This window comes from Pseudomonas putida (assembly GCF_002025705.1).
GTDB classification, from domain to species: domain Bacteria; phylum Pseudomonadota; class Gammaproteobacteria; order Pseudomonadales; family Pseudomonadaceae; genus Aquipseudomonas; species Aquipseudomonas putida_J.
Window position 1 is genome coordinate 4,424,225 of the sequence record NZ_CP018846.1, and the last position, 19,387, is coordinate 4,443,611.

Below are 19,387 nucleotides of genomic sequence, written 5' to 3' on the forward strand. Positions count from 1 at the left end.
GGTTGAACGAAAAAGGGTTTTTCACGATATCGCTTGACATGGGCAAGAAAACCCGTAGAATTCGATCTCACAGGCGCGGGATGGAGCAGCCTGGTAGCTCGTCGGGCTCATAACCCGAAGGTCGTCGGTTCAAATCCGGCTCCCGCAACCAGATTCGAGAAAAGGCCACTGTTAACGCAGTGGCCTTTTTCTTTTGCCTCGATTTTAACTACCTAAAGAAAAATCAAGGAAATCAACAAGTAGCGCTTGACACTCGCTGCTTAAGCTGTAGAATTCGATCTCACAGGCGCGGGATGGAGCAGCCTGGTAGCTCGTCGGGCTCATAACCCGAAGGTCGTCGGTTCAAATCCGGCTCCCGCAACCAGATTCGAGAAAAGGCCACTGTTAACGCAGTGGCCTTTTTCTTTTGCCTGGAAATCAGGACAAAAAGTAATTGTGCGTCATTTTGCAGTTAGTTCTTGACTTGAACGCCCAACTCTATAGAATGCGCACCTCTGACGCGGGATGGAGCAGCCTGGTAGCTCGTCGGGCTCATAACCCGAAGGTCGTCGGTTCAAATCCGGCTCCCGCAACCATATTCGTCAGAACAAACCCCGCCTGTGTAACAGCAGCGCGGGGTTTGTTGCATTTCGTCGCCTGAAAAATCCATCTGCCTCAAGCAAACCCGCTTGTTTGAGGTCTCATCTTATAGGATGAACTATCTTTAACACTGCCGGACGACTGAAAGTAACGTTGCCCGGAGTAATATCTGGATACGTTTACCAAAGGGACTTTCACTTGGCCGCAGCTCTTCCCCTCCTCGCGCAGCACGCTCGAGGCATCTCATGACATCGCACACCCCTGAACCCCAGGTGCCTCTAGCCTCGGCACTGCCGACTGCTACCCAGCGCTTGCCTTGGCTGGAGCGGATGAGCCGTTACCGTCAGCCGATTGGCCTGGCCGTTACCTTGCTGCTGTTTGCCATGGCGCTGATTGCTTGCCGGCATCTGTTGAGCGAGCTGGACATCTACGCCCTGCACGATGCCATGCTCGACGTACCGGCACGGTCACTGATCGGCGCCCTGTTGGCGACAGTGATTGGGTTCGTGATCCTGCTGGGTTACGAGTGGTCGGCCAGCCGTTATGCAGCCGTCAAGCTGCCCCCGCGAACCTTGCTGATGGGTGGCTTCAGCGCCTTTGCCATCGGTAACGCGATCGGCCTGTCGATGCTCTCGGGTGGCTCGGTACGCTACCGCCTCTACGCGCGCCAGGGCCTCGGCGCCGCCGAAGTCGCGCGCATGACCGTCTTTGCCAGCCTGTCCCTGGGTTGCGCGCTGCCACCACTGGCGGCATTGGCCACCTTGAGCAACCTGCCGGCAGCGGCAGCGGCTCTGCGCTTGCCCGCGACGGTGCTGGCCGGCATCGCCATCGCCGTACTGGCCGTCACTACCCTGCTGGTGATCGGGCTGTATCGCCGCCGCCTGCCGGAACAACCGTTGGCCGACAGCCTGCTGGTGCAACTGGGCCGTCGCACCCTGCGCCTGCCCGGTGGCCGCCTGGCGGCCCTGCAATTGCTGATCACCGCACTGGACGTGGCAGCTGCCGCCACCGTGCTCTACCTGCTGCTGCCGGAGGCGCCGCCCTTCGGCGCCTTCGTGTTGGTCTACCTGCTGGCCCTGGCCGCTGGTGTGCTCAGCCATGTGCCGGGTGGCGTAGGGGTGTTCGAAGCGATCCTGCTGGCTGCCTTCGCCGACCAACTTGGCGCCGCGCCACTGGCCGCCGCCCTGCTGCTGTACCGGCTGATCTACGTGGTCCTGCCACTGCTGCTCGCCTGCGTGCTGTTGCTGGCCAACGAGGCACGCCGCCTGCTGTTCGCCCAGCAGGCAATCAAGGCGGCTTCAGGCCTGGGCGCACCGATCCTGGCGATTCTGGTGTTCCTGTCGGGCGTGGTGCTGCTGTTCTCCGGCGCCACCCCGGAAATCGACACGCGGCTGGAGCACATGGGCTTCCTCGTGCCACACCGGCTGATCGACGCCTCGCACTTCGGCGCGAGCCTGATTGGCGTACTCTGCCTGCTGCTGGCCCAGGGCCTGCGCCGGCGCCTGTCGGCGGCCTGGCTGCTGACCACCGTGCTGCTGCTGGTCGGCGCATTGCTGTCGATACTCAAAGGCTTCGATTGGGAAGAAGCTAGCCTGCTGACCCTGACCGCCGCGCTGCTGGCCATTTTCCGCCGCTCGTTCTATCGGCCGAGCCGGCTGCTCGAGCTGCCGTTCTCGCCGGTGTACCTGGTGGCCAGCGCCTGTGTGGTCGGCGCTTCGGTATGGCTGCTGCTGTTCGCTTACCAGGACGTGCCCTATACCCACAAGCTGTGGTGGCAGTTCACCCTCGACGCGGACGCACCGCGCGGCCTGCGTGCCGCCCTGGGCAGCGCAGTACTGCTGGTGATCGTCGCCCTGACCTGGCTGCTGCGCACCGCCCGTCCGGTCATTCACCTGCCTGATGACACCGAACTGCAACGCGCCAACCGTATCCTGCTGGCCTCCGACCAGCCCGATGGTGGCCTGGCATTGACCGGCGACAAGGCATTGCTGTTCCACCCCAGCGACAATGCCTTCCTCATGTATGCCCGTCGCGGCCGCAGCCTGGTGGCCTTGTACGACCCGATCGGCCCGGCCCAGGAGCGCGCCGAAATGATCTGGCAGTTCCGCGACCTGTGCGACCTGCACCACGCCCGCCCGGTGTTCTACCAGGTGCGCGCGGAGAACCTGCCGTTCTACATGGATATCGGCCTGACTGCCCTGAAGCTTGGCGAAGAAGCGCGAGTAGACCTGCGCCGCTTCGACCTCGAAGCCAAGGGCAAGGAAATGAAGGACCTGCGTTACACCTGGAACCGCGGCGGCCGGGATGGCCTGAGCCTGGAGATCCACGAACCCGGCCAGGCGCCGCTGGCCGAGCTCAAGGAAATCTCCGATGCCTGGCTCGGCGGCAAGAACGTGCGCGAGAAAGGCTTCTCGCTGGGGCGCTTCAGCCCCGAGTACCTGCAGCACTTCCGTATCGCCCTGATTCGTTTCCAGGGCCGGCCGGTGGCCTTTGCCAACCTGCTGGAAACCCACAGCAACGAACTGGCCAGCCTCGACCTGATGCGCGCCCACCCCGAGGCGCCGAAGCTGACCATGGAATTCATGATGATCGGCTTGATCCTGCATTACAAAAGCCATGACTACGGCCGCTTCAGCCTGGGCATGGTCCCGCTTTCCGGCCTGCAGCCACGCCGTGGTGCACCCTTGACCCAGCGCCTGGGCTCGATGGTGTTCCGCCGTGGTGAGCAGCTCTATAACTTCCAGGGCCTGCGGCGCTTCAAGGACAAGTTCCAGCCGGACTGGGAACCTCGTTACATGGCCGTGCCGGCCGGGCTCGACCCGCTGGTGGCACTGGCCGATACTGCCGCCCTGATTGCCGGCGGCCTGACTGGATTGGTGAAACGTTGATGATCCGACGCTATTGGCTGTACGTACTGATTCCCCTGTTGCTGGCCGCCCTGGCCGGCGCTGCGGGCTTTTGGCTGTGGGCCCGCCCTGCCCCCGAGGCACGGCTGGAGCAGCTGACCCTCAATGACACCAGCATCATCCGCGTCACCCCGGGCGTGCACGCCAAGGCGCGGGTCGCCATCGGCGTACCCCAGGACCAGGCCCTGACCGACAAACAGTTGCTGGACCTGAGCCAGGCCGCCGAGGCACAACTGGTGCAGGTGATCCTGCCGCCGAACGACTGCACCAAGCAGCAACAAGCCATGGATCAGGCACTGACCCAGCTCTCCGACAAACCGACCTTGGTCGCCGGCATTGGGCCGGGCGCAGCCCAGGCATGGCGCTGGCTGGCTACCCAGAATGACGACAAGGCACGGGCCATCTCGGTCGACTTCACTCTGGAGCAGCCAGGCTGCAAGGCCGAGCTGCCGAAGTCGGCCGCCCACGGCCACTGGAACGTCGCCTGGAACGACAACCCGGACGACGCCAGCGCTGCATTCGTGCGCGACCAGGCCAACGCCGAGACCAGCATCAGCGACTACGACATCCACCTGCCACAGGTGCTCAAGGCCCAACTGACCCAGGCCCTGGTCGGTCGCGACGGCAACGCCCTGGCCATCCCGGTGGTGGAAGTACCGGCTGGCCAGACCACCGACACTGTCACCCTGTTCCTGTCCGGTGACGGCGGCTGGCGCGACCTGGACCGCGACGTGGCCGGTGAAATGGCCAAGCTCGGCTACCCGGTGGTCGGTATCGACACCCTGCGCTACTACTGGCAGCACAAAACCCCGGAGCAAAGCGCCGCCGACCTGTCGGAGCTGATGCAGCACTACCGCCAGAAGTGGGGCACCAAGCGTTTCGTACTGACCGGTTATTCGTTCGGCGCCGACGTGCTGCCGGCCATCTACAACCGCCTGCCGGCCGAAGACCAGCAGCGTATCGACGCGGTCGTGCTGCTGGCGTTCGCGCGCAGCGGCAGCTTCGAGATCGAGGTTGAGGGCTGGTTGGGCAAGGAAGGCCAGGAAGCACCTACCGGGCCGGAAATGGCCAGGCTGCCGGCGTCCAAGGTGGTCTGCGTGTACGGCGTGGAAGAAACCGACGAGAGCGGCTGCACCGACAAGACTGCTGTAGGCGAGCGCATGAAGCTGCCAGGCGGCCATCACTTCGATGAGAACTACCCGGCGCTGGCCAAGCGCCTGATCGACGAGATCGAGACCCGCCAGGGCAAGTCCAGCGTGGCTGCGAAGAACTGAGGGTTGGCGCGGTCATTGCGGGAGCGGCCTTGTGTCGCGAAAGGACTGCATGGCAGTCCCCGCAATGTTCGCGTTAAAACTTGAATCGAGGGGCCGCTTGGCGGCCCTTTCCGACCGGCCCGGCGTCCCGGCAAGGCCGCTCCAGGCAGCGGCTCTTCATTGAAATCGGCGAATATTCAAATCTCGACCTGGGTCCCCAGTTCGATCACCCGGTTCAATGGCAGGTTGAAGAAGCGCAGGTTACCGTTGGCATTCTTCAGCAGGAACGCGAACAGGTTGCCCCGCCAACGCGACATCCCCTCCAGACGCGACGCGATCACCGTTTCCCGGCTGAGGAAGTAGGTGGTGCGCATCGGGCTGAAATCCAGCTCGTCCAGGTGGCACAACTTCAACGCCGCCGGCACATCCGGCTCGTCCATGAAGCCAAAGTGCAGCAGCACACGGAAGAAGCCGTCACCGTAGGCCTCGACTTCGAAACGCTCTTGTTCCGGTACCCGTGGGCGGTCTTCACTGACCACCGTCAATAACACCACCTGGCTGTGCAGCACCTGGTTATGCAGCATGTTGTGCAACAGCGCATGGGGCACCGCATCGGCCCGCGCAGTCAGGAACACTGCCGTGCCCTCGACACGATGCGGCGGCTGCACGCGGATGCTGCTGATGAACACTGGCAGCGGCAGCCCGCCTTCATCAATACGCTCCACCAAAATCTGCTTGCCGCGCTTCCAGGTGCTCATCAGCAGGTACAGCACGGCGCCTGCCAGCACCGGGAAGGCACCGCCCTGGACGATCTTCGGCACGTTGGCGGCGAAGAACAGCCCATCGACGAAGAGGAAGCCCACCAGGATCGGTACCGCCAGAACCGGCGGCCATTTCCACAGCAGCAGCATCACCGCCGACACCAGGATTGTGGTCATCAGCATGGTCCCGGTCACGGCCACTCCGTAAGCCGCCGCCAGGGCGCCAGAAGACTCGAACCCGATCACCAGCAGCACCACGCCGACCATCAAGGTCCAGTTCACCGCACCGATGTAGATCTGCCCCTGCTCGTCGCTGGAGGTGTGCTGGATCTGCATACGCGGGATGTAGCCAAGCTGGATGGCTTGGCGGGTCAGGGAGAAGGCCCCTGAGATTACCGCCTGCGAGGCGATCACCGTGGCCATGGTCGCCAGCCCGACCATCGGCAGCAACGCCCAGCCTGGCGCCAGCAGGTAGAACGGGTTACGGGCGGCCTCGGGGTTCTGCAGCAATATTGCCCCCTGGCCAAAATAGTTGAGCACCAACGCCGGCAGCACCAACGCGAACCAGGCGCGGGCGATCGGCTTGCGGCCGAAGTGGCCCATGTCGGCATACAGTGCCTCGGCACCGGTCAGCGCCAGCACCACGGCACCGAGAATAGCCACCCCCATGCCCGGATGGACGATGAAGAAGTTCACCGCCCAGCCAGGGTTGAACGCCTTGAGCACTTCCGGGCTCTGGGAGATGCCATGCGCGCCCAGCGCGGCAAGCGCGAGGAACCAGACCACCATGATCGGGCCGAACAGCTTGCCGATCTTGTCGGTACCGTGCTTCTGCACCAGGAACAGGGCCACCAGCACCACCAGCGAAATGGGCACTACCCAGTGGTCGATGCCTTCGAAGGCCAGGCCCATGCCCTCTACGGCGGATAGCACCGACACCGCCGGCGTGATCATGCTGTCACCGTAGAACAGCGAGGCGCCGATCAGGCCGCAGACGACCATCAGCGCGCGCAGACGCGGATAAGCCGCCGTGGCCCGTCGCGCCAGCGCGGTCAATGCCATGGTGCCGCCCTCGCCCTGGTTGTCGGCGCGCAGGATGAACATCACATACTTGAACGACACCACCCACAGCAGCGACCAGAGGATCAACGAAAGGATGCCCAGCACACCATCATGGTTGACCGGCACCCCGTAACCGCCGGTAAAGACCTCTTTAAGGGTATACAAGGGGCTGGTACCGATATCGCCATAGACCACCCCGACCGCTGCCACGAGCAGGCCCAGCGACCGTGTCGCGCCCTGCTTCCCCGCGTGCCCGCCTTCGGCGTGACTGCTTGCCTGAACCATCGAACACTCCCGCAGATGGCCTTGAAGGCCGGTAGAATTCACTCCTGCGTCAGGGGCATGCAGTGACCCCGGCGCAATGGCGCGAAGCATAGCGCAGCGTTCGTCGCTTTTCTGCTGGTCAAGCGACCGTGTGCTCGCTAGAATTGCGCACTTTTTGATCAGAGGCGCCAAAAGCGTCCGTCAAGATCGCCCCCGGCTTCGCCAGGGCGAACTGCATTCAATACCGAGGTTAGTCATGTCCACCACTCCCGCCACCCCCAAGGTTGGTTTCGTCAGCCTGGGTTGCCCCAAGGCCCTGGTCGATTCCGAGCGCATCCTGACCCAGCTGCGCATGGAAGGCTATGAAGTCGTGCCCACCTACGAGGATGCCGATGTAGTGGTGGTCAACACCTGCGGCTTCATCGACAGCGCCAAGGCCGAGTCGCTGGAAGTGATCGGTGAAGCGATCAAGGAAAACGGCAAGGTCATCGTCACCGGCTGCATGGGTGTCGAAGAAGGCAGCATCCGTGACGTGCACCCGAGCGTGCTGTCGGTGACCGGGCCGCAGCAGTACGAGCAGGTGGTCAATGCCGTGCACGAAGTGGTGCCGCCACGCCAGGACCACAACCCGCTGATCGACCTGGTGCCGCCACAGGGTGTCAAGCTGACCCCGCGCCACTACGCCTACCTGAAGATCTCCGAAGGCTGCAACCACAGCTGCAGCTTCTGCATCATCCCGTCGATGCGCGGCAAGCTGGTCAGCCGCCCGGTCGGTGAAGTGCTGAGCGAGGCCGAGCGCCTGGTCAAGGCCGGCGTCAAGGAGATCCTGGTGATCTCCCAGGACACCAGCGCCTACGGCGTCGACGTCAAGTACAAGACCGACTTCTGGAATGGCCGCCCGGTCAAGACCCGCATGCTCGAACTGTGCGAAGCGCTGAGCAGCCTGGGTGCCTGGGTACGCCTGCACTACGTCTACCCGTATCCGAACGTCGACGACGTGATCCCGCTGATGGCCGCCGGCAAGATCCTGCCGTACCTGGACATCCCGTTCCAGCACGCAAGCCCCAAGGTACTCAAGTCGATGAAGCGCCCGGCTTTCGAAGACCGTACCCTGGCACGCATCAAAAACTGGCGCGAACAGTGCCCTGAGCTGGTGATCCGCTCGACCTTCATCGTCGGCTTCCCTGGCGAGACCGAGGAAGACTTCCAGTACCTGCTGGACTGGCTCACCGAAGCCCAGCTCGACCGCGTCGGCTGCTTCCAGTACTCGCCTGTCGAAGGCGCCCCGGCCAATGACCTGGGCCTGGAAGACGTGCCGGATGACGTCAAGCAGGACCGTTGGGACCGCTTCATGGCGCACCAGCAGGCCATCAGCGCCGCCCGCCTGCAACTGCGCATCGGCAAGGAAATCGACGTGCTGATCGACGAAGTCGAGGAGCAAGGCTCGGTTGGCCGCAGCTTCTTCGATGCCCCGGAAATCGACGGCAGCGTGTTCATCGACGGTAACCATGGCTTCAAGCCGGGCGACAAAGTGCGTTGCCGTGTGGTGGATGCCGATGAGTACGACATGTGGGCTGAACCCGTTTAACGCGGCCCGCACATGAAAAGCCCCTGCCGGGTATTCCCAATGTGGAAATACCCGGCAGGGGCTTTTTTGTCAGAAGGTATGAAAAACCATCAGTCCACCTTCTGCATCAGGGCTGGCATCGGAAAAGCCCTTGACCGCATACAGTTGAACTTTCCATTCCCGGTTGAGCTTGTGGGTCAGGAACAGAGTCAGTTCCTGGATCTGTGACCCCGTGGAGACGACTTTCTGCCGCCAGTCGTACGAGGCGCCCGCCGAGGTACCCTGCGCCACAGGAATGGCAAAGCCCAGGCTGACAAATATCGGATCTCTGAAATCGCTGTCGGGCGGGTCGCCGAACTTCTTCCAGCCCAGGGTTGCGAAGCCGGTCAGCGGGCCGAACACCTTGGCGATATCGACCTGGCCGGTATAGTCGTACTCACCCGTACCCAGGCACTGCTTTTCATCAGCAGTGGGAAATTTGACCTTGCCGATGAGGTCCAGCATCAGGCCACCGTCACTGCCATCGAGCAGTGCATAACCTGCGCTGGCAACCGTGTCGCCCAGCCCGCTCTCCACTGCATGGCAGCCACCCGGCAAGGGGTCACCATTCGGGCCTACTTCAGGGTTGGTGATGCGCAGCCAGGGCACGGTGACTTTGTAAGTCATGGGGCCGGTTTCATACTTGCCGACCACGGGGACGTACCAGATTTCCGAAGTGGTGCCCGTGCCATAGTCGCCACTCGAATAGTCCATGCCAATGGCGGCACTGAAGGTATCGGCCAGAACCGATACGCTGGTACAGGACAACAAACAGGCAAAAAGAGGGAGCGTGGGTCGCATCTGCACCTCAGTGTTGCGTCGGGAAGTGTGATCGGACTTACCCAGCCTAGTTACCTAATGCCCGGAACGCTCTGGATGCTCGACTTTTTCAACCTTCTCTACCGCTTCGGGTCTTTCCACCTTTTCGACTTTTTCCACTTTCTCGGCTTTTTCAGGCTTTTCGACTTTCTCGACCTTTTCCACCTTCTCGACTTTCTCGGGCCTTTCGACTTTCTCGACTTTTTCCACCTTCTCGACTTTCTCTGGCCTTTCGACTTTCTCGACTTTTTCCACCTTCTCGACTTTCTCGGGCCTTTCTACCTTCTCGGCTTTCTCCACCTTCTCGGGCTTCTCTACTTTTTCGACCTTTTCCACCTTCTCGGCTTTTTCGAGCTCTACTTTTTCTACTGCCTCGACTTTCTCCACCCGATCAGAGCTGCCGCTGTTACTGGTCTCGCGCACTTCCACGCTATCGACATGCCCCGACCTTCCAGACCTGTCCTCACTTCCAACGCTGTCATGGCCACTGGAACCGCTATCCGAACTCCGTTCACTCTGATCATCACTGCCTTCGTTGCGGGTGCTGGAGAGACCACGCTCACCCTGGCCACTGTTGCCCGAGCTTCCCGAGTCGCTTGTACCGCGTTCGCTGTCGCGCCCCGAATGCCCTCTGCCCGAATTGTCGGGGCGATCGTCGTGGAACTCGATGCTAGATGCCCTTAGCTCATGCGCAGCACTGAACACCCCGCTCACCAGCACGCGTTGGTCGAGCGCAACTGCCGCAGGCTGCCTGCCGACGATCACGGTATCCTGCCCCAGCGTCACATTGATGCCCGCCACCACCAGCTGATGCGCCTGGGTACGCTGCACCAGCCCCTCGATCACCGCTGTCTGCACGCGGCCAGCAAACGGCAGGCTCGGGTCTTGGCGGGTTTGCGCCACTTCCAGCTGGCGCCCGGTCCATTGGCCACGCACCAGCACTTCCCGCGCCGGTGCCACGCGGGTCCCGAGCTTGAGCCCCTGGAGGCTGCCGGGGCGGTCGATCGCACCAATGGCACTGGCCTCACTGAGCCCAGGTGCCCGCTCGATACGGCTTGCCACCACTTCTCCAGCAGCGTCGCGCAGGCCGCTGACCCTGACCGGCTCGCCCGGGCGCAGCCCTTCAGCCACCCGCGCCCCTGCGGCAAGCCGCACAGGTTGGCCCATGACCCGCAGTGGCTGCGATGCATTAGGCAGTGCCGTCAGTGGCCCTTCGTAAACGTTGAGGATCGCAATCCGCCCAGCTTGCAGGCCGCGCTGTGTGCCATAGGCCTCCACCGCGACAACCTGCCCTATCGCCAGATGAGCGCTGCTGGCAGGGGCACCGTTCTGACTCACCGGTACATCCTTGCCGTAGTGCACCTCCTGGCCATTGACGCAGATCGACGCGAACCCGGTGATGGTGCCAACGATTCCCGTGCCACCGGTACCGCCCGGGCGCTGGATCGGCGCGCCGCTACCGCCCACACCGCCGTGGCCGCGATCGATGAAGCTACCGTCGACGCCCTCCGCGAGCGCACCGGTACCGCCAGTGCCGCCAGGGCGCTGCTGGCTCGGCGCACCTGTGCCGCCCACACCACCGTTCTCGCGGCGCACACCAGTGCCGCCAACACCGCCGGTTCTGGCACCGGTGCCACCCACTCCCCCGGGGAACTGCATGCCCGCTGCGCCGGCCATACCCACTTCATCACGGCTGACACAAACCGGTGCCGCAGCCACCTTGGCAGGCGCCACCAAGTTCAGCCCGAAAGCCAGAACGAGGGTGACGATACTTAGGCTGCGCGCGAGGGGGCTCATGGTGCCGGCGTCTTCGACGAACCGGGATCGGTGGCTTCGGTGTAGAAATAAAGCCCGACCGTGATTCGCTGGCGTTGCTCGTGGCTTGGCACGTCGGTGTTTTCCAGTTCTGCAGCCAGCCTGCTGAAGGCCAGCAGGGTCTGCATCCCGTCCTTGGTCACCGCTTCGCGCAGCGTGTCGACACTGGCCGAAGTCAAGGCATCGTAGTGCACGCTGCGTTCGAAAAATGGCAAGCCTTCGCCGCTGAGGTTATGCACCGCGGCGCAGGCGTGATCATGCAGGTTATGGCCGAAGTAAGCGGCTTTTTCTTCGAAGCCCTTCTGCGGCACGAATGCCTGGGCCTCGAGGTGGACGCAATCCTGATCATCAAGCCGGACGATGCCCAGGCGCAGCCACTCATCCAGCACCACCCGCCCGCGAATGTCAGTACTGATCTTCGCCACCAGGGCATCGAACGAGCAATCGCCGCCAACGCTGGCCAGCCGCGGCAACGCCAACGCCTGCCCAGCGTCGGAGCAGAATGGTGGGGTGCTGGTCCATACATTCACCAGTTGCGCACCCAAGGTGATGTTTTCAGGCAGCCCAGCGATCGACGTGTCAACTTCGCTTCGCAGCCGCCGGACATCCTTGCGATGCACGCCAGTCAGCAGGCTGATGCGGCTGTCTGTTGGTACCTTGTCGTCCAGGCGAAATTCACGATGGGCCACATCGACGAACACTTCCTTGAGCAGGTCGGTAAACATCGTGTAGGTCACCCCCTTGCGCAGCATCAGGCGCACCAGAGGGCGCATGACCTTGCGCAGGGCACTCAACATGAACGGGGGTAAAGTGGGCGATTGCATGAAGCGCATTCCTTGACAGTTGAACCCAGTATACGGCGCGGAAAAAAATCCCACGCAAACTGTAACTACTTCCCACCAAGAATGAGAAAAAGCTGTCAGCGCTCACTGCAAATGCGTGATGGAAGGCAACTGTGTTGCCCAATACCCGCTCATACAAAACCCGTCCCCTGGGTCTTGTATGGGCTGTTCACTGCCAGTCAGCTCCTGCTGTTGTCATCGCCGGCCTCACCGGCGGCATGAGCACCGCGGTCATCACCCGGTTCGCCACCCACATGGTTGCCGCGATCGTCGCCAGGTTCACCACCAACGTGATTGCCATGATCGTCGCCAGGTTCACCGCCAACATGATTGCCATGATCGTCACCGGGCTCACCGCCAACGTGATTGCCATGATCATCACCGGGCTCACCGCCAACATGATTGCCATGATCATCACCCGCTTCAGCGTGGTTGCTGCTGCGCCCGGAGTTTGAACTGCCGTCATGGCCCTGGCCTGCTTCACCATGGCCGCTGCCGCTGTTGCCTGCGTGGCCGCCACTGCCGCTACCACCATGGCCGCCGCCGCTGCCACCACCGCTTCCGCCGCCACTACCGCCGCCGCCGTGACCTCCTCCTCCACTACCACCGCCGCCACCGTGACCACCACCGCCGCCGCCGTGACCACCACCACCGCCACCGCCACCGCCACCGCCACCATCCTTGGCATAGGCGCTGGAGCCATGAGAAATCGAGTCAGGAACCAACACGATGGCCATAGACAGCACGCCTGCAACGGCAGCCGCCAGTAGAGCCCTTTTGAACAGCATGTGAATTTGCATTTTCCGTCTCCAGGTCTTCGCCATGAGAACGCCAAATCAAACCGGGAATCTGTTGTAAGTTTTACTTTTTCTATGCGTGGGATTTTTTCCCACGCCTAATTAATAGACCTCTGCGAACCATGCTTCAAGTGGCGCACGCGAAAGCCGACCAGTGGCTGGCCTGCTATGTTTTTCCTATCGTTCTGGAGATATGCCGGCATGCATTCAGCTCTGACGCTGCAAACCCCGCGCTACAGCGACTACGGCGAACTGGTGCAGCTCTGGGAGGACTCGGTGCGCGCGACCCACGACTTCCTTCCCGATGCCTACATCCTGCTGTTGCGCGAGCAAGTGCTACGCCGCTACCTCGACGCAGTGATGCTGGTCTGCTGCCGGGATCGCCAACGCATCTGCGGCTTCGCAGGGGTCGCCAACGGCTGCGTGCACATGCTGTTCGTCGCACCGGACTACCGTGGCAAGGGGGTTGGCAAGCGCCTGCTGCGATATGCAATCGAAGAACTGAATGCCGAACGCCTGGACGTCAACGAACAGAACCCGCAAGCCCTGGGTTTCTACTTGCATGAAGGCTTCGAAGTGGTCGGACGCTCGGAAACGGATGGCTTGGGGCAGCCTTATCCCCTGCTGCACATGAGGCTGATTCCTACAGCGTCCTAGGGCAGCGTCCGAATATGCCGTGCTCTGCGCCCAAAATGGCGCATCTGACACAGATTCCCATCATCAACCTCCTGCAGGCAGGTACAATGTAAGTCTTTCCCTGCCTTGCGAATTGCCCCATGTCCGAACCCGTCCGCCTGTCCAAACGCCTCATCGAGCAGCTTGGTTGCTCCCGCCGCGAGGCCGAGCTGTACATCGAAGGGGGCTGGGTCACGGTCGATGGCGTGGTGGTCGAGCAACCCCAGTTCAAGGTCGACAACCAGCGCGTCGAACTGCTGCCAGGTGCCCGTGCCGAGGCATTGGACCCCGTCACCCTGCTGATGCATCAAGCGGCCGGTATCGATAGCGAAACCGCGCGCATCAGCATGAACATGGGCAGCCTCAGCGAGGCCCACCGTGAAGGCGTCCGGCCGTTGCACGGGCATTTTGCCCGGCAGTCCTGCCTGGCTCCGCTGGAACGGGGTGCCAGCGGCCTGCAGGTGTTCACCCAGGACTGGCGGGTCACCCGCAAGATCGACGCCGACCTGCGCCGCATGGAACAGGAATACATCATCGAAGTGCGCGGCGAGACCACGCCCCAAGCCCTGGAGCGCCTGGCGCGCGGCGCCACACGCAATGACCGGGAGCTGCCCAAGGCCAAGGCCAGCTGGCAGAACGAGACCCACCTGCGCCTGGTGGTGAAAAACCCGCAACCCGGGCAGATCTCCGAGCTGTGTGCCTACCTGCGCCTGGAGGTACTGGGCATGCGCCGCATTCGCCTGGGCGGTGTATCGATGGGCAAACTGCCCGTGGGGCAGTGGCGCTACCTGGCAGCCACCGAACGTTTCTAAGCAATGCGCCACGCCCTGGCGTGGCTACTGAACAGGATTTTGCAGCAATGAACCACAACGATGTCCTGCGCAGCCTGCGCTACATGCTCAAGGTGAACGACGCCAAGATGGCCGAAATCATCGCGCTGTCCGGCCTCGAAGTTAACCCGATCGTGCTCGCCACCTACTTGAAGAAGGAAGATGAAGCCGGCTTCGTGCGCTGCCCGGAGCGGGTCATGGCGCACTTCCTTGACGGCCTGGTGATCCACCGCCGTGGCAAGGACGATAGCCGTCCAGCGCAACCGGTCGAGCTGCCGGTAACCAACAACACCATCCTGAAAAAGCTGCGCGTGGCCTTCGAGCTCAAGGAAGAAGACCTGCACGCCATCCTCAAGGCGGTCAATTTCCCGGTGTCCAAACCTGAACTGAGCGCGCTGTTCCGCAAGGTCGGGCATGACAACTATCGCCCGTGCGGCGACCAGCTGCTGCGTAACTTCCTCAAGGGCCTGACCCTGCGCGTGCGCGGCTGAGTGGCCATGCAGCATACGGTTGCACCGGTCGGCATCGTTCGCTCCTGCTTCAAGGAGAAGTTCGCCATCCCGCGCCAGCCCCAGCTGGCGCCCGCGGCCCGCGGGGTGCTGGAGCTGCTGCCGCCGTTCGATCAGGGCGATGCGGTGGCCGGGCTGGAGCAGGTCAGCCATGTCTGGTTGCTGTTCCTGTTCCACCAGGCCCTGGAAGACAAGCCACGCCTGAAGGTGCGCCCACCTCGCCTGGGCGGCAACAAGAGCATGGGCGTATTCGCCACCCGCGCCACTCACCGGCCCAACGGCATCGGCCAATCGGTAGTGCGCCTTGAGGGCGTGGAGCCAGGGCGCCTGCTGCTGTCCGGGATCGACCTGCTGGACGGCACGCCGGTACTGGATATCAAGCCGTATGTGCCCTACGCCGACAGTGTTGCCGGGGCAAGCAACCTGATGGCCAGTGATGCGCCGGCCGCGATTGCCGTTGGCTGGAGCGACACTGCCCTGCCCCAGGCCCACGAGCATGGGCTGCGGCTTGGCGAGCCGTTGGTGGAGCTGATCGAGCAATGCCTGGCGCAGGACCCGCGCCCGGCCTATCAGTTACCACCGCCGGAACGGGTTTACGGGGTGAAGTTCTGGGACGTGCAGGTGCGCTGGCACTACCCGCAACCGGATCAGATCCAGGTGCTGGAAGTTGTTCGGGAAGATTGATATCACCACCTTGCAGGCATAAAAAAACGCAGACTCGGGTCTGCGTTTTTTCTTTGCGTTCGTCTTACTTCTCGACGAAAGCTCGCTCGATCAGGTAGTCACCCGGCTCGCGCATGCGTGGCGACACCTTCAGGCCGAAGCTGTCGAGCACTTCGCTGGTCTCGTCGAGCATGCTCGGGCTGCCGCAGATCATTGCACGGTCGTCTTCTGGGTTGATCGGTGGCAGGCCGATATCGCTGAACAGCTTGCCACTGCGCATCAGGTCGGTCAGGCGGCCCTGGTTTTCGAACGGCTCGCGGGTCACAGTCGGGTAGTAGATCAGCTTGTCACGGACCGACTCGCCGAAGAACTCGTTCTGCGGCAGGTGTTCGGTGATGAACTCGCGGTAGGCCACTTCGTTCACGTAACGCACACCGTGAACCAGGATCACTTTTTCAAAGCGCTCGTAGGTTTCCGGGTCCTGGATGACACTCATGAACGGCGCCAGGCCGGTACCCGTGCTCAGCAGGTACAGGTGCTTGCCCGGTTTCAGGTCGTCAAGGACCAGGGTACCGGTTGGCTTCTTGCTGATGATGATCTCGTCGCCTTCCTTCAGGTGCTGCAGCTGCGAGGTCAGCGGGCCGTCCGGGACCTTGATGCTGAAGAACTCCAGGTGCTCTTCCCAGTTCGGCGAAGCGATGGAATAGGCGCGCATGAGCGGACGGCCGTTGTCCTGTTGCAGGCCGATCATCACGAACTGACCGTTCTCGAAGCGCAGGCCCGGGTCGCGGGTGCACTTGAAGCTGAACAGGGTGTCGTTCCAGTGGTGCACACTGAGGACACGTTCGTGGTTCATGTTGCTCATCTAAAGGGCTCCTGAAGAAAAACGCAGCGCGCAAGACGCGCAGTTGCGCGATAGTTTAGGGGCAGCCACAATATCTGTTAACTGAATTATCAAGATATGTGTTATCGGTTATATAGATATGCGATTTACACTTCGTCAGCTTCAAGTATTCGTCGCCGTGGCCCAGCACCAGAGTGTGTCGCGGGCGGCCAGCGTGCTCGCGCTTTCGCAATCGGCGGCGAGCACTTCCATCACCGAACTTGAGCGGCAATCGAGCTGCCAGTTGTTCGACCGTGCCGGCAAGCGCCTGGCCCTCAATGCCCTGGGCCATCAGTTGCTGCCCCAGGCTGTGGCACTGCTCGACCAGGCCAAGGCCATCGAAGACCTGCTTAACGGCAAGTCCGGCTTCGGCTCGCTGGCGGTCGGCGCCACGCTGACCATCGGTAACTACCTGGCCACCCTGCTGATCGGCAGCTTCATGCAGATACACCCGGAGAGCCAGGTCAAACTGCATGTGCAGAACACTGCGCATATCGTGCACCAGGTCGCGCAGTACGAAATTGATCTGGGTCTGATCGAAGGTGATTGCAACCACCCTGACCTGGAAGTGCAGCCGTGGGTCGAGGACGAGCTGGTGGTGTTCTGCGCACCGCAACACCCACTGGCCAAGGCCGGGCGCGCCGATGTCGAGGCCCTTTCGCAGGAGGCGTGGATCCTGCGCGAGCAGGGTTCCGGCACGCGCCTGACCTTCGACCAGGCCATGCGTCATCACCGCACCAGTTTGAACATCCGCCTGGAGCTGGAGCACACCGAGGCGATCAAGCGTGCCGTGGAGTCGGGCCTGGGTATCGGCTGCATATCCCGACTGGCCCTGCGCGATGCATTCCGTCGCGGCAGCCTGGTACCGGTGGAGACGCCGGAGCTGGACCTGATGCGCCAGTTCTACTTCATCTGGCACAAGCAGAAATACCAGACCTCGGCGATGCGTGAATTCCTGGCGTTGTGCCGCAACTTCACTGCGGGCTTTACCCGCAGTGATGAAATCGTCTTGCCAGCGATCGCTTAAAGCAGGATCACGCCCCACACCAGCGCGACCATGCTCAGCGCCACCAGCTGCGCGGCGCTGCCCATGTCCTTGGCGTTCTTCGACAACGGGTGGCGTTCCAGCGAGATGCGATCGATGGCTGCCTCCACTGCCGAGTTGAACAGCTCGACGATCAGGCCGAGCAGGCACACGGCGATCATGATTGCCCGCTCCGCGCGGCTGACCGGCAGCCAGAAGGCAATCGGGATCAGCAGCACGTTGAGCAGCACCAGCTGGCGGAAGGCGGCCTCACCCTTGAAGGCGGCGCGCAGGCCGTCCAGCGAGTAGCCGGCGGCGTTGAAGATGCGTTTCAGGCCGGTCTGGCCTTTGAATGGCGATGTCATGTGAGTCACTTCACAACAGAAAGGCCAGCAGACTAGTGCGGCACGGGTCAAAAAAGCGTGAATCCAGGTATTTTCAGTTGCTGGCAACCGATTCAAGTTGTTGCAGCAACAGCGCGGCCTGGGTGCGGGTGCGCACTCCGAGCTTGCGGAAGATAGCCGTTACGTGGGCCTTGATGGTCGCTTCCGACACACTCAGCTCATAGGCGATCTGCTTGTTCAGCAAACCTTCGCAGACCATGGTCAGCACGCGGAACTGCTGCGGGGTAAGGCTGGCCAAACCTTCGCTGGCGGCCTTGGCTTCGGCCGAGACATCGACCTTTTCAAAGGCCTGCGGTGGCCACCAGACGTCGCCATCGAGCACTTTTCTCACAGCATCCTGAATGACTTCAAGGCCGCTGGACTTCGGAATGAAGCCGCTGGCACCGAACTCGCGGGACTTGACCACCACGGCGGCCTCTTCCTGCGCCGAGACCATCACCACCGGAATCTGCGGGTACTGGCCGCGCAGTAGGACCAGCCCGGAGAAGCCATAGGCACCTGGCATGTTCAGGTCCAGCAGGACCAGGTCCCAGTCGGCTTTTTCGCTCAGGCGGGTTTCCAGTTCAGCGATGCTCGCCACTTCAACCAGGCGCACATCCGTGCCCAGGCCGAGGGTAACGGCCTGGCGCAGAGCGCTACGAAACAGCGGGTGGTCATCGGCTATCAGGATTTCGTATGTGGCCATCGATCTATGGATCCTGTTCTATGCCAGGCGCATGCGGGGTAGTGAGGCGCCTGGCGGGGAATCGGCGCCAAGGATGCCGAGCACGGCTGCAGGTGGTCAAGTCAACTACCCTGCCGTCTCGCCCACCCTGGCTGCCAGCCCCGTCATTATGAACCAAAGTGGGACTTATGCCCCTTGGACTATAGGAAGGTATGCAAACGCTGGTGGGTGTCATCCTGATCATCCAGCGCAAGACGACGCTTGCCGCTGAGGTAATGCAGGCTGAACACGTCCAGGTAGGCATCCAGTGCCTGGGAAGCCAGATTGTCACCCGCCAGGTCCAGGCACATGGCAGCCACTTCGGCAGTGCAGAAATGGTCGTCGCGTTTGGACCGGCGCAGGCGATATCGCGACATCTGCTCGGCTTGCAGGCTCAGCACCGGGAAGCGATCAAGATACGGGCTCTTGCGGAACATCTTGCGGGCTTCGGTCCAGGTGGCATCGAGCAGGATGAATAGCGGGCGCTTGCCGGGTTCACGCGCAACCTCGCTGACTACCCGCTCTTGGGCAACGAATTCGCCGGGGAAGACGATATAGGGCTGCCACTGCGGGTCGTCGAGCAACGCCAGCAGGCGCTCGTCCACCGAGGTGCGCAACCAGCCGAAGGCCGACGTGTCTTCGATCAGGTCGGCGATCAGCCAGCCAGTGTTGGTCGGTTTTAATGGCTCGGTGTCATGCATGATCAGGCACACCCCGGAGTCGGCCTGCACCTTGGGCTTCCACGCACACAGGCAGTGGGTGGCGATCACCCGGCAATCGGGGCAACGCTCGGCGCGCGAACCACGGGCAATGAAAGGCTTGATGCTGCGCGCCAGGCGCTCGGCACGCAGGCGTGCTACCGCATGGCTCATGCTGGCAAGCCTGTGGAGGGGTTGTGACTGGACACTGCAGGGACTCGGCAGAAGCAAAGCGCCAGTCTATCAGAGCAGGCGCCATTTGGCCGTGCAGCGGAGCCAATCGGTCCCTTATAA

General features: G+C 62.3%; 17 protein-coding genes and 3 tRNA genes. 11 read left to right on the forward strand and 9 right to left on the reverse strand.

Annotated elements, in window-relative coordinates; genetic code table 11:
- Window positions 1-74: 74 nt before the first annotated feature.
- The 5 genes from BUQ73_RS19925 to BUQ73_RS19945 all read left to right on the forward strand — a co-directional run bounded on the left by BUQ73_RS19925 (window position 75) and on the right by BUQ73_RS19945 (window position 4,759).
- A tRNA-Met gene (locus BUQ73_RS19925) sits at window positions 75-151 on the forward strand.
- Window positions 152-287: 136 nt separating this feature from the next.
- A tRNA-Met gene (locus tag BUQ73_RS19930) sits at window positions 288-364 on the forward strand.
- A gap of 134 nt (window positions 365-498) precedes the next feature.
- Window positions 499-575 (forward strand) — tRNA-Met (locus BUQ73_RS19935).
- Window positions 576-908: 333 nt separating this feature from the next.
- Window positions 909-3,467 (forward strand): bifunctional lysylphosphatidylglycerol flippase/synthetase MprF, encoded by a 2,559-nt coding sequence (gene mprF / locus BUQ73_RS19940; RefSeq protein ID WP_416171831.1) that lies wholly within the window; start codon window positions 909-911, stop codon window positions 3,465-3,467.
- Entirely contained in the window at window positions 3,467-4,759 is a 1,293-nt protein-coding gene (locus BUQ73_RS19945) for a virulence factor family protein (RefSeq protein WP_079229361.1), read from the forward strand. The genes mprF and BUQ73_RS19945 overlap by 1 nt, the downstream gene beginning before the upstream one ends.
- Window positions 4,760-4,935: 176 nt before the next feature.
- Here BUQ73_RS19945 and BUQ73_RS19950 read toward each other — a convergent pair whose 3' ends face one another.
- Window positions 4,936-6,846, reverse strand: a complete 1,911-nt coding sequence (locus BUQ73_RS19950) for a potassium transporter Kup (protein WP_079229362.1) — start codon at window positions 6,844-6,846, stop codon at window positions 4,936-4,938.
- A gap of 235 nt (window positions 6,847-7,081) precedes the next feature.
- Between BUQ73_RS19950 and rimO the strand changes: the two genes are divergently transcribed.
- Window positions 7,082-8,413, forward strand: a complete 1,332-nt coding sequence (gene rimO / locus BUQ73_RS19955; protein ID WP_027919973.1) for a 30S ribosomal protein S12 methylthiotransferase RimO — start codon at window positions 7,082-7,084, stop codon at window positions 8,411-8,413.
- 69 nt (window positions 8,414-8,482) lie between these two features.
- Here the strand turns inward: rimO and BUQ73_RS19960 are convergent, their stop codons facing one another.
- The 4 genes from BUQ73_RS19960 to BUQ73_RS28745 form a co-directional block, all read right to left on the reverse strand.
- Complete coding sequence (locus BUQ73_RS19960) at window positions 8,483-9,232, reverse strand: hypothetical protein (protein WP_079229363.1); 750 nt, start codon at window positions 9,230-9,232, stop codon at window positions 8,483-8,485.
- A 54-nt stretch (window positions 9,233-9,286) separates the two neighbouring features.
- Complete coding sequence (locus BUQ73_RS19965; protein WP_079229364.1) at window positions 9,287-11,047, reverse strand: DUF5666 domain-containing protein; 1,761 nt, start codon at window positions 11,045-11,047, stop codon at window positions 9,287-9,289.
- Window positions 11,044-11,889 (reverse strand): DUF6502 family protein, encoded by an 846-nt coding sequence (locus tag BUQ73_RS19970; RefSeq protein WP_079229365.1) that lies wholly within the window; start codon window positions 11,887-11,889, stop codon window positions 11,044-11,046. The genes BUQ73_RS19965 and BUQ73_RS19970 overlap by 4 nt, the downstream gene beginning before the upstream one ends.
- Window positions 11,890-12,086: 197 nt before the next feature.
- On the reverse strand, window positions 12,087-12,695 hold the full coding sequence (locus BUQ73_RS28745; protein WP_237772796.1) for a hypothetical protein: 609 nt from the start codon (window positions 12,693-12,695) through the stop codon (window positions 12,087-12,089).
- A 210-nt stretch (window positions 12,696-12,905) separates the two neighbouring features.
- Here BUQ73_RS28745 and BUQ73_RS19980 point away from each other — a divergent pair, with 210 nt between their 5' ends.
- The 4 genes from BUQ73_RS19980 (at window position 12,906) to tsaA (ending at window position 15,402) form a co-directional block, all read left to right on the forward strand.
- Window positions 12,906-13,361, forward strand: coding sequence for a GNAT family N-acetyltransferase (locus BUQ73_RS19980; RefSeq protein WP_079229367.1), 456 nt, complete (start codon window positions 12,906-12,908; stop codon window positions 13,359-13,361).
- Between the two features lie 119 nt (window positions 13,362-13,480).
- Complete coding sequence (locus BUQ73_RS19985; protein ID WP_079229368.1) at window positions 13,481-14,191, forward strand: rRNA pseudouridine synthase; 711 nt, start codon at window positions 13,481-13,483, stop codon at window positions 14,189-14,191.
- A gap of 47 nt (window positions 14,192-14,238) precedes the next feature.
- Complete coding sequence (locus BUQ73_RS19990; protein ID WP_054883423.1) at window positions 14,239-14,700, forward strand: DUF1456 family protein; 462 nt, start codon at window positions 14,239-14,241, stop codon at window positions 14,698-14,700.
- 6 nt (window positions 14,701-14,706) lie between these two features.
- Window positions 14,707-15,402 carry a tRNA (N6-threonylcarbamoyladenosine(37)-N6)-methyltransferase TrmO gene (gene tsaA / locus BUQ73_RS19995; RefSeq protein ID WP_079229369.1) on the forward strand — a complete coding sequence of 232 codons (696 nt, stop codon included), beginning with the start codon at window positions 14,707-14,709 and terminating at the stop codon, window positions 15,400-15,402.
- Between the two features lie 64 nt (window positions 15,403-15,466).
- Here tsaA and fpr read toward each other — a convergent pair whose 3' ends face one another.
- Window positions 15,467-16,246: a ferredoxin-NADP reductase gene (gene fpr, locus BUQ73_RS20000; protein ID WP_079229370.1), complete on the reverse strand. Its 780-nt coding sequence runs from the start codon at window positions 16,244-16,246 to the stop codon at window positions 15,467-15,469.
- Between the two features lie 118 nt (window positions 16,247-16,364).
- Here fpr and finR point away from each other — a divergent pair, with 118 nt between their 5' ends.
- On the forward strand, window positions 16,365-17,291 hold the full coding sequence (finR, locus tag BUQ73_RS20005) for a LysR family transcriptional regulator FinR (RefSeq protein ID WP_079229371.1): 927 nt from the start codon (window positions 16,365-16,367) through the stop codon (window positions 17,289-17,291).
- On the opposite strand, the gene BUQ73_RS20010 is transcribed toward finR, so the two are convergent.
- The 3 genes from BUQ73_RS20010 to BUQ73_RS20020 all read right to left on the reverse strand — a co-directional run bounded on the left by BUQ73_RS20010 (window position 17,288) and on the right by BUQ73_RS20020 (window position 19,267).
- Window positions 17,288-17,653: a diacylglycerol kinase gene (locus BUQ73_RS20010; RefSeq protein ID WP_060484470.1), complete on the reverse strand. Its 366-nt coding sequence runs from the start codon at window positions 17,651-17,653 to the stop codon at window positions 17,288-17,290. The genes finR and BUQ73_RS20010 overlap by 4 nt on opposite strands.
- Window positions 17,654-17,726: 73 nt before the next feature.
- Complete coding sequence (erdR, locus tag BUQ73_RS20015) at window positions 17,727-18,377, reverse strand: response regulator transcription factor ErdR (protein WP_027919985.1); 651 nt, start codon at window positions 18,375-18,377, stop codon at window positions 17,727-17,729.
- Between the two features lie 179 nt (window positions 18,378-18,556).
- The gene (locus BUQ73_RS20020; RefSeq protein WP_079229372.1) at window positions 18,557-19,267 is read right to left on the reverse strand and encodes a tRNA-uridine aminocarboxypropyltransferase; all 711 of its coding nucleotides are present in this window, start codon (window positions 19,265-19,267) and stop codon (window positions 18,557-18,559) included.
- Window positions 19,268-19,387 lie beyond the last annotated feature (120 nt).